Annotated in this window: 8 protein-coding genes and 1 pseudogene; 3 read left to right on the top strand and 6 right to left on the bottom strand. The window is 72.7% G+C overall.

Features of this window, described 5'->3' with window-relative positions; genetic code table 11:
* Positions 1–248: 248 nt before the first annotated feature.
* The 4 genes from qcrB to ctaE all read right to left on the bottom strand — a co-directional run bounded on the left by qcrB (position 249) and on the right by ctaE (position 4,561).
* Entirely contained in the window at positions 249–2,003 is a 1,755-nt protein-coding gene (gene qcrB, locus GJV82_RS18640) for a cytochrome bc1 complex cytochrome b subunit (RefSeq protein ID WP_024840027.1), read from the bottom strand.
* Positions 2,000–3,061: a cytochrome bc1 complex Rieske iron-sulfur subunit gene (gene qcrA, locus GJV82_RS18635; protein WP_404812997.1), complete on the bottom strand. Its 1,062-nt coding sequence runs from the start codon at positions 3,059–3,061 to the stop codon at positions 2,000–2,002. Before qcrA ends, qcrB begins: the two co-directional genes overlap by 4 nt.
* Complete coding sequence (gene qcrC, locus GJV82_RS18630) at positions 3,058–3,837, bottom strand: cytochrome bc1 complex diheme cytochrome c subunit (RefSeq protein ID WP_024840029.1); 780 nt, start codon at positions 3,835–3,837, stop codon at positions 3,058–3,060. The genes qcrA and qcrC overlap by 4 nt, the downstream gene beginning before the upstream one ends.
* Before the next feature lie 73 nt (positions 3,838–3,910).
* Positions 3,911–4,561 (bottom strand): aa3-type cytochrome oxidase subunit III, encoded by a 651-nt coding sequence (gene ctaE / locus GJV82_RS18625; RefSeq protein WP_081772256.1) that lies wholly within the window; start codon positions 4,559–4,561, stop codon positions 3,911–3,913.
* Positions 4,562–4,878: 317 nt separating this feature from the next.
* On the opposite strand from ctaE, the gene GJV82_RS18620 reads away from it, so the two are divergent.
* Positions 4,879–5,316 (top strand): response regulator, encoded by a 438-nt coding sequence (locus GJV82_RS18620; RefSeq protein WP_051471558.1) that lies wholly within the window; start codon positions 4,879–4,881, stop codon positions 5,314–5,316.
* 33 nt (positions 5,317–5,349) lie between these two features.
* A complete protein-coding gene (gene trpD / locus GJV82_RS18615) occupies positions 5,350–6,447 on the top strand; it encodes an anthranilate phosphoribosyltransferase (protein ID WP_024840032.1) in 1,098 nt (365 codons plus the stop codon).
* 10 nt (positions 6,448–6,457) lie between these two features.
* Here the strand turns inward: trpD and GJV82_RS18610 are convergent, their stop codons facing one another.
* Positions 6,458–6,739, bottom strand: coding sequence for an Lrp/AsnC family transcriptional regulator (locus tag GJV82_RS18610; RefSeq protein ID WP_024840033.1), 282 nt, complete (start codon positions 6,737–6,739; stop codon positions 6,458–6,460).
* Positions 6,718–8,631 carry a DEDD exonuclease domain-containing protein gene (locus GJV82_RS18605; RefSeq protein WP_115942714.1) on the bottom strand — a complete coding sequence of 638 codons (1,914 nt, stop codon included), beginning with the start codon at positions 8,629–8,631 and terminating at the stop codon, positions 6,718–6,720. Before GJV82_RS18605 ends, GJV82_RS18610 begins: the two co-directional genes overlap by 22 nt.
* Positions 8,632–8,781: 150 nt before the next feature.
* Here GJV82_RS18605 and GJV82_RS18600 point away from each other — a divergent pair.
* A pseudogene (locus GJV82_RS18600) lies at positions 8,782–9,418 on the top strand (NYN domain-containing protein); the annotation flags it as partial.

Below are 9,418 nucleotides of genomic sequence, written 5' to 3'. Positions count from 1 at the left end.
GCGGCTCGAGCGCACCGTAGTCGTAGGACAGCTCGGGCAGGGTGTAGACGGGCATCTTCAGTACCTCCTGGGTACGGGGCCGCCGGGGTGGTCCCGCGGCCCCTGGGCGACGATCTGGCGGTGCCTTCGGCTTCAGAGCGACGCGGCCGGGCGCGTCCGGGCACGAAGACGACGATGACCCGCGACCTGCCCACCTCGGTGAGGGGGCTGGTCGCGGGTCATCGTCCTACTGTGCAGGAACCTCCGGGTCAGCGCTCGTCGGCGCCCTTCTCCGGCTCGACGAGATCGCGCCCACCGCCGACGGCGGCGGTCCCGGCCTCGATCTGCTCGTGGCTCGTGCTCTCGAGCGCGTCGTGTTCGCCGTGAGAGTGCGCGGCGGCGAGCTCGGCGGGCGTCACGGGCTCGATGCGGTCCTCGTAGAAGAACCGGGACAGACGCTGGAGGCGCTTGTCCTTCTTGTAGCCCTTGCGGCGCACGCCGCGCGAGTCCGTCGCCGGCTCGATCTCGAGCGGGGCGTGGGCCTGGTAGTTGACCCGGAGCCAGCGCTCCTGCTCGTCGAGCGGACGGTGGACCTCGATGTACTCGCCGTGGGCGAAGCGCACGATCCGGCCGGTCTCGTGGCCGTGGAGCACGAGCTCACGGTCCTTGCGCTGCAGGCCCAGGCAGATGCGCTTGGTGACCCAGAACGCGAACCAGGGACCGACGAAGAGCAGGATCCGGAAGACCCACGTGATCGTGTTGATCGACAGCGAGAAGTGCGTCGCGATGAGGTCGTTCGACCCGGCGAGCGCCAGGATGATGAACGCCGTGAGGAACGCGACGCCCAGACCCGTGCGGACCGGGACGTTCCGCGGGCGGTCGAGCACGTGGTGCTCGCGCTTGTCCTTCGTCACCGCAGCCTCGAGGAACGGGTAGGCGAAGAGGAACGTGAACAGCAGGCCCGGGATCACGACGGCGGGGATGAGCACGTTCAGCGAGAGCGTGTAGCCGCCGATGACGAACTCCGTCTGGCCCGGCATGAGGCGCAGCGATCCTTCGAGGAACAGCATGTACCAGTCGGGCTGCGCTCCGGCGGACACCGGTGACGGGTCGTACGGGCCGTAGTTCCAGACGTTGTTGATCGCCATCGTGCCGCCCATGAGGGCGAGGATGCCGAACACGACGAAGAAGAAGCCGCCGGCCTTGGCCACGTACACCGGGAACAGCGGGAAGCCGACGACGTTCGTGTCGGTGCGGCCGCCACCCGGGTACTGCGTGTGCTTGTGCAGCACGACGAAGAACAGGTGGAGCGCGACGAGCGCGAGGATCAGGCCCGGCACGAGGAGGATGTGCACGGTGAAGAGCCTCGGGATGATGTGCTCGCCGGGGAACTCGCCGCCGAAGATGAAGTACGACATGTACGAGCCGATGAGCGGGATCGACTTCACGACGCCGTCGGTGATGCGCAGGCCGTTGCCGGAGAGGACGTCGTCCGGGAGGGAGTAGCCCGAGAAGCCGGCGGCGAGACCCATGATCATGAGCAGCATGCCGACGAGCCAGTTGACCTCACGCGGCTTGCGGAACGCGCCCGTGAAGAACACGCGCATCATGTGCGTGACGATCGCGGCGAGGAAGATCAGCGCGGCCCAGTGGTGGATCTGCCGCATGAGCAGACCGCCACGGACCTCGAACGACATGTTCAGCGTCGACGCGAACGCGTCGGACATGAGCACGCCGTTCATCGACGCGGGCTCGCCGTGGTACGTGACGAGCGACATGCTCGGCACGAAGAACATCGTCAGGAAGATCCCCGTGAGGATCAGGACGATGAAGGAGTACAGGGCGATCTCGCCGAGGAGGAACGACCAGTGGTCGGGGAAGACCTTGCGCGCGAACTCCTTGACGGCGACGCCGATGCTCGTGCGCTGGTCCAGGTAGTCGGCGGCCTTGCCGGCGGGCGTCGTCGGCGCGGCCCCCTTGCGTGCTCCCGCCTGGGGTGCGGCGGTTCCGGTGCTGGTGGTCACTTCAGACGCTCCCAGAAGCTCGGGCCGATGGGCTCGTGGAAGCCGCTCTGCGCAACCAGGTAGCCCTCGTCATCAACGGTGATCGGCAGCTGCGGCAGGGGCCGCTTCGCGGGGCCGAAGACCACCTTGGCGCTGTCGGCCACGTCGAAGGTCGACTGGTGGCACGGGCACAGCAGGTGGTGCGTCTGCTGCTCGTAGAGCGCCACGGGGCAGCCGACGTGCGTGCAGATCTTGGAGAACGCGACGATGCCGTCGTACGACCAGGTCTCGCCCTCGGGGGACTGGTCCGACTTGAGGTCGCGCGGGTCGAGACGGACCAGGAGGACGACGGCCTTCGCCTTCTCCGTGATCCACTCGTGGGACTGCATCTCCTCCTGGGAGGCCTCGGGGATGACGTGCACGACCGAGCCGATCGTGACGTCCGCCGCCTTGATGGGCCGCCCGGACGGGTCGATCGCCAGGCGCGTCCCGCGCTTCCAGAGGGTGTGCTTGAACTTGGAGACGTTCCAGTCGCCGCCGACGCTCCCGACGAGGGGGACGGCGATGGTGAGCGGGAAGAGCGCGAGGGCCGAGATGACCGCGCCCTTGAGCACGCCGCGGCGCGCGATGCCGGAGTCCTTGACGCCGGCCTCGAGCTCCGCGATCGCGGCCGTGCGGGTCTCCGGGTCGCTCTCGATCGGGTGGCGCTCGTCGACCTTCTCGTGGTCGGACATGAGGACCTTCGCCCAGTGCACGGCACCGAAGCCGATGCCCAGCAGCGCGAAGGCGATGGCGAGGCCGAGCGCGAGCGTCGACAGGCGCACGCCCGCGGTCGTCCCGTCCGGCGGGATGACGAAGTACACGACGAGCGCGACGATCGTGCCGATCGCCGAGATGCCGAAGAGCGTCGCCACCTGCCGCTCGGCGCGCTTCGCGGCCCGCGGGTCGCGGTCCGCCTGGCGGCTCTTGTGCTCGGGCAGGCCCGGGTCCGGGAACGTGTCCAGGGAGCCGTGCTGCTCGCGGTGCCCGACCTCGCGGTGCGAGGACTCGGGCGACCGGGGGTTCTGGTAGTCGCTCACGAGGACTTCGCTCCGATCCACACTGCGGCCCCGACGAGGAGGCCCATTCCGACGATCCAGGCCCACAGGCCCTCGCTGACGGGGCCGAGCGAGCCGAGCGAGAGGCCGCCCGCCGAGCCCTCGCGCTGGTCGACGAGGAACGCGATGACGTCCCGCTTCTCCTCGGGCGTGATGGTCGCGTCGTTGAAGACCGGCATCGACTGGGGCCCGGTGAGCATCGCCTGGTAGATGTTGCGCTCCGACGTGTCCCACAGCGGCGGGGCGAACTTGCCCTCGGAGAGGGCACCGCCCGCTCCGACGGCGTTGTGGCACATCGCGCAGTTGGTGCGGAAGATCGCGGCACCGTTGGCGACGTCGCCGAGCGAGGCGTCGACCTGCTCGTCCGTGGGGACCGCCGGGCCCGCGCCGAGCGACGCGACGTAGGCGGCGAGCTGCGCCGTCTGCTCCTCGTCGAACTGGCGCGGCTTCTGGAGCGCCTGCGGACCGTCCATCTGCATCGGCATGCGGCCGGTGGACACCTGGAAGTCGACCGAGGCCGCGCCGACACCGACGAGGGACGGCGCGGTGTCGGAGCCCTCTGCGTTCGGTCCGTGGCACGTGGCGCAGTTGGCCTGGAAGAGCTTCTTGCCGGTCTCGATGTCCTCGGTGCTGGCGGTCTCGGCGTTGGCCGGGGTCGGTGCAAAGGCGGCGTAGACGCCACCGGTGACCAGCAGCGCCAGCAGCAGCAGCACGACCGGCGCGAGGCGGTGGTGTCTGCGGGCGGCGAGTGCCTTCACGAAATGATCCTCGTCTCGCAGGTGGGGGAGCAGGGGGCGGGTGGGCGGTCCGGGGCGGACCCCGGCAGCGTCGTCAGCGCAGGATGTAGATCACGAAGAACAGCGCGATCCACACGACGTCGACGAAGTGCCAGTAGTAGGACGTCACGATGGCCGTGGTGGCCTCGTGGTGCCCGAAGTTCTTGGCCGAGAACGAGCGGCCGAGAAGGAACAGGAAGGCGATCAGACCGCCGACGACGTGCAGGCCGTGGAACCCGGTGGTGATGTAGAAGACCGAGCCGTAGGGGGTCGAGGAGATCGAGACGCCGTGCTCGACGAGCTCGGCGTACTCGAAGATCTGACCGCCGATGAAGAACGCGCCCATGAGGAACGTCAGCGTCATCCACTCGTTCATCCCCCAGCGGTTCACCTGGAGGATCGAGCCGGTGCGCACGGGCTGGAAGCGCTCGGCGGCCCACACGCCCATCTGGCACGTCACCGACGACAGCACCAGGACGGTCGTGTTGATCGCCGCGAAGGTCAGGTTGAGCTTGTCCGCCTGCAACGCCCACTCCTCGGCGGGCATCACGGCGCGGACCGTGAAGTACATGGCGAACAGGCCGGCGAAGAACATGAGCTCGCTGGCCAGCCACACGATCGTCCCGACCGAGACGGGGTTCGGTCGGTTGACGCTCACGTGCTGATGGGCGTGGGGGGCAGCCGTTGCGGTCGACACAGGAGCCATTATGGCCGACGAACGGCCCCTCTGCGGCACGCAGACGGCCGCCCGGAGGCGGTGAATCTCACAATGTCTCCAGATCTTCCCACGCAGACCTGCACTTGGTGACGGATCGCTTCGAAGTGCCATGAAACCGACGGCGCCGGTACGCGGGCCAGGGCCCTTGGTCCCGGCCCGCGCGCCGGTCGGCGGGAGGTGCGCGCGCAGGGGTGATGGAACCGGGTCCGACGTGCCAAGATGCCAGTCGGGACGCGCGCGTCAGGTGCTGGCGCGCGCCACTCCCGGACCCACCAGCGGGAACGACGAAGGCGACGGTGACGACGATGACGACGACCGTGACGACGACGCACGGGGACACGAGCGTTTCCCCGCGCGCGCCGCGCATCCTCCTGTACAGCGACGACGTGACGGTGCGCGAGCAGGTGCGCCTCGCCGTCGGGCGTCGCCTGGGTGCGGGTCAGCCGGACATCGAGTGGCTCGAGGTGGCGACGCCGGCGGCCGTCGTGGCGTCCGCGGACGCGGGCGGCTGGGACCTGCTCGTGCTCGACGGCGAGGCGGACAAGGCCGGGGGCATGGGGTTGTGCCGCCAGCTGAAGAACGAGGTCTACCGGTGCCCGCCGGTCCTGGTCCTCACCGGCAGGCCGCAGGACGGTTGGCTAGCATCGTGGTCGCTCGCCGACGACGCGGTGCCCCGGCCGTTCGACGCGGTCGTGCTCCAGCGCGCCGTCGCCGACCTGCTGGGTGCCGCGCGCACGCAGTAGCCGACCAGGAGAACTCCAGCCGAAGGGCCACCCGTGACCGCGACCCCGCACCCCGCCGCCTCGACCACGAGCGACTCGACGGGCGCGGGGCTCACGTGGCCCGGCCTGCTCACCGAGCTCGTCGCGGGCCACGACCTCGACGCCGACAGCACCGCGTGGGCGATGGACCAGGTCATGTCGGGCGAGGTGTCGCCCGTCCGCCTCGCGAGCTTCCTCGTCGCGCTGCGCGCCAAGGGCGAGACGGTCGCCGAGCTCACCGGCCTCGCGGACGCGATGCTCGCGCACGCGAGCCGGTTCGCCGTCGACGGCCCGGCGGTCGACATCGTCGGCACGGGCGGCGACCGCGCCCACACGGTCAACATCTCGACCATGGCCTCGCTCGTCATCGCGGGCGCGGGCGTGCGCGTCGTCAAGCACGGCAACCGCGCCGCGACGTCGTCGTCCGGAGCGGCGGACGTGCTCGAGCAGCTCGGGATCCGGCTCGACCACGGGCCCGAGCGCGTCGCGCAGATCGTGCAGGAGGCCGGCATCACGTTCTGCTTCGCGATGGTCTTCCACCCGTCGATGCGCCACGCGGGCGTCGCGCGCAAGGAGCTCGGCATCCCGACGGCGTTCAACGTGCTCGGCCCGCTGACCAACCCCGCGCAGCCGCGGGCCGCGGCCATCGGCGTCGCGGACGCGCGCATGGCGCCGCTCATCGCCGGCGTGCTCGCGGGCCGGGGGACGTCGGCGCTCGTGTTCCGGGGCGACGACGGGCTCGACGAGCTCGCGGCGACGGGCGGCGCGACCGTGTGGGAGGTGCGCGACGGCGTCGTGACCGAGCAGCGGCTCGACCCCGCGGCCGACCTGGGGCTGGCGCCGGTCACCGTCGCGGACCTGCGGGGCGGGGACGCAACGCACAACGCGCAGGTCGCGAGGCGCTTCCTCGAGGGCGAGGCGGGGCCGGTGCGCGAGACGGTGCTGCTCAACGCCGCCGCGGGCCTCGTCGCCGACGGCACGCTGCCCGGCACGGCCGAGGGGACGCTCGTGGAGCGCCTGCGCGCCGCCTACGACCTCGCGGCGCGCAGCGTCGACTCGGGCGCCGCGCGCGAGACGCTCACGCGCTGGGCCCGGGCCGCGGAGCGCGACTGACGCTCCTGCGTCAGTCGTCGAGGCCGAGCGCGAACGCCTGCTCGAGGTCGACGTTCGAGTACGCGCGGAAGGCGATGAACGTCTCCGTGCGCACGACGCCGGGCACCTTGCTGATGCGGTCGGCGATGACGTCGGCGAGCTGGTCGTGCTCCTGGACGCGCACCATCGCGACGAGGTCCGCCTTGCCCGTGACCGAGTAGACCTCGCTGACGCCCTTGAGGTCCGCGACCTCGGACGCGACCTCGGGGATGCGCGCGGGGTCGGTGTCGATCAGGACGATGGCGGTGAGCATGGTTCCTCCGGGGACGGGTCGTCGACAGGCGACCACTCTACGGTCACGGCGCCGTCCGGGTGCAGGTCGGCGCGCGTCCCCGGCCCGAGCCCGAGGGCGTTCCGGTACGCGCCGTGGCCGTCGTCGTCCGGGGCCGTGGGCGCGCCGTGCCGGGCTACGTCGCGCGCCGTCGTCGCGAGGTCGACGTGCGACGCCGCCGAGCGCACGGGGCACGCCCACGGGCCGGCCGCGTCGACGATCCGCACGCCCGGCTGCTCGAGCCACGACAGGAGGATTTCGGCCTCGTGCGGGTGGCTCGCGGGCGCGGGCGGCACCGGGGGCGCGACGGTCTCGGCCGTCGCGACGAGCGCGTGCACGAGCGGCCACGGGTCGACGCCGGGCTCGCTGACGCCGGTCGCGGCGAGCCGCGCGTGGCGGACCACGACGACCTCCCACCCGCCCGCGTCCGTCGGCCGTGCGGCGACGAGCTCGGGGCACGCCGCGAGCGGCGCGAGGCGCTGGGCGCGGGCGGCTCCGGTGAGGAACGCGCGCAGCCGGTGCGTGAGCTCGCCCGCCTGCTCGTAGCGCTCGTCGCGCGACAGGGCGACGATGCGCCGGCCGAGCTCGGCGACGACGCGCGACGGGTCGCCCTCGAACGCGGTGCGCACGTCGTCGGCGACGACCGCGTAGCCGTCGTCGCGCGCGGTCGTGGTGCACGGCGCCGAGCAGCGGCCCATCTCGGCGAGCACGCACGCCGTCGCGCCGGGCGACGCGACGACCGGCAGGCGTCGCGTGCACTGACGCAGCGGGAACGCGTCGTGCAGCGCGTCGACCGCGGCCTGGGCCTGGCGTCGCGACGCGAACGGGCCGATGTGCGCGGCGGGCGCGCGCACGTCGCGCACGACGGACAGGCGCGGGTACGCCTCGTCCGTGAGGCGGACCCACGTCATGCGCTCGGGGTGGCGCGAGCGCCGGTTGTACCGCGGCTCGTGCTCGGCGATGAGCCGCAGCTCGCGGACCTGGGCCTCGAGCGGCGTCGCGCACACGACCGGGGTCACGGCGTGCGCGATGCGGACCATCTCCGTGATCCGGCCGCGCTTCTCCGAGCGCGTGAAGTACGACCGGACGCGCCGCCGGATCGACGTCGACGTGCCGACGTACAGGACCTCCTCACCGGGGCCGCGGAACAGGTAGACGCCGGGGGCGTCGGGCAGGCCGTCGGCGAGGTGACGCTTGCGGCGCACGTCCTGCGGGACGGGGTCGGTCGCGCCCGCGAGGTCCTCGAGGTGGGTGACGCCGAGCGGTCCGAGGCGGGCGAGGAGCGCGTGCAGCACGTCGACGGTGGCGCGTGCGTCCGCGAGGGCCCGGTGCTCGGGGGTCACGGTGGCCCGGAACAGCGCGGCGAGCGTCGCGAGCTTGTGGTTGGGAGCCTCGTCGCGCGTGACGACGCGGCGCGCGAGCGGCACGGTGTCGAGGACCTGGTTGCCGGGCCACTCGTAGCCCGCGGCGCGGCACGCGGCCTTGAGGAACGAGATGTCGAACGGCGCGTTGTGCGCGACGAGCACGGCGCCGCGCGCGAACTCCAGGAAGCTCGGGAGCACGGCCTCGATGCGCGGCGCGCTCGCGACCATCGACGACGTGATGCCCGTCAGCCGGGCCACGAACGCGGGGACGGGGACGCCGGGGTCCACGAGGGTCTGGAACTCGCCGAGCACCTCGCCGCCGCGGACCTTGACCGCCCCGATCTCCGTGATTCCGGCCCCCGCCGGGGACCCGCCCGTCGTCTCGAGGTCGACGACCACGAAGGTGACCTCGCGCAGCGGTGTGCCGAGGTCGTCGAGCGTCGGCTGGACCGGGACCCCTCGCGGTGCGGCCTCCGTGCGGGACGAGGCGAGGAGGGGGCCGGACGACATGGCGGTGAGGCTAGCCAGGGGCACCGACACCGTCCGCGAGCGGGTCACCGCCCCGAGCCGTGACGGCATAGGGTGGAGCCGGGGATTCGGGACGATCAGGGACGAATACACCCGCGGCGCGCCGCGGGCCGCGCGCGGACGGGGGACCAGATGGCTGCGGGGAGGACGCCGGGTGCCGCGCCCGACGGCGGCGACGTCCCGCCGTCGGTGCGCCACCTGCTCGTCGACGCGGCGGCCCGGACGCTGGGCGACCTCGACGCCGCGCTCGTCCCCGCGGGGCTCCAGCGCGTCCGCGCGTTCGCGCCGCGGCGGCGCGCGACGGCCGGCGCGGCGCCCCTGTGGCGCGCGCTCCTCGACGACGCCGGGTTCCGGCACGCCGTCGCCGTCGCCTGGTCCCGAGAGCACGACCCGGCTCCCGGCGCGCCGCAGCCGTCCGGAGCGGGCGACGCCGTGGAGCCGCCGGACGCCGCACCCTGCCGGACCGACGACGAGACCACGCCCGCCCCGGACGTGACGGGGTCCGCGGGCGAGACAGCGGGCGCGCCCGGGACGCCCGCGGCGGTCCGCGAGGCGGCGGCCGGGGCGTTCCTGCTGCGCCCCGACGGCTGGGAAACCGCCGTCGAGCGCGCGCGGGCCCTCGACGAGGAGCTGTCCTCCGAGCGCTCCGCGCGCGCCGAGACCACGCGGCTGCGCCGCGAGCGGGACCAGCTCGCGGCCCGGGTCGACGAGCTGCGCACCGCGCTGCGCGAGGCCGCAGCACGCGCCGACGCCGCGACCGCGGAGGTGG

This window comes from Cellulosimicrobium composti, from assembly GCF_009711085.1.
In the GTDB taxonomy this organism is placed as follows: Bacteria; Actinomycetota; Actinomycetes; order Actinomycetales; family Cellulomonadaceae; genus Cellulosimicrobium; species Cellulosimicrobium composti.
This window is presented reverse-complemented; position numbering and strand designations above follow the sequence as displayed.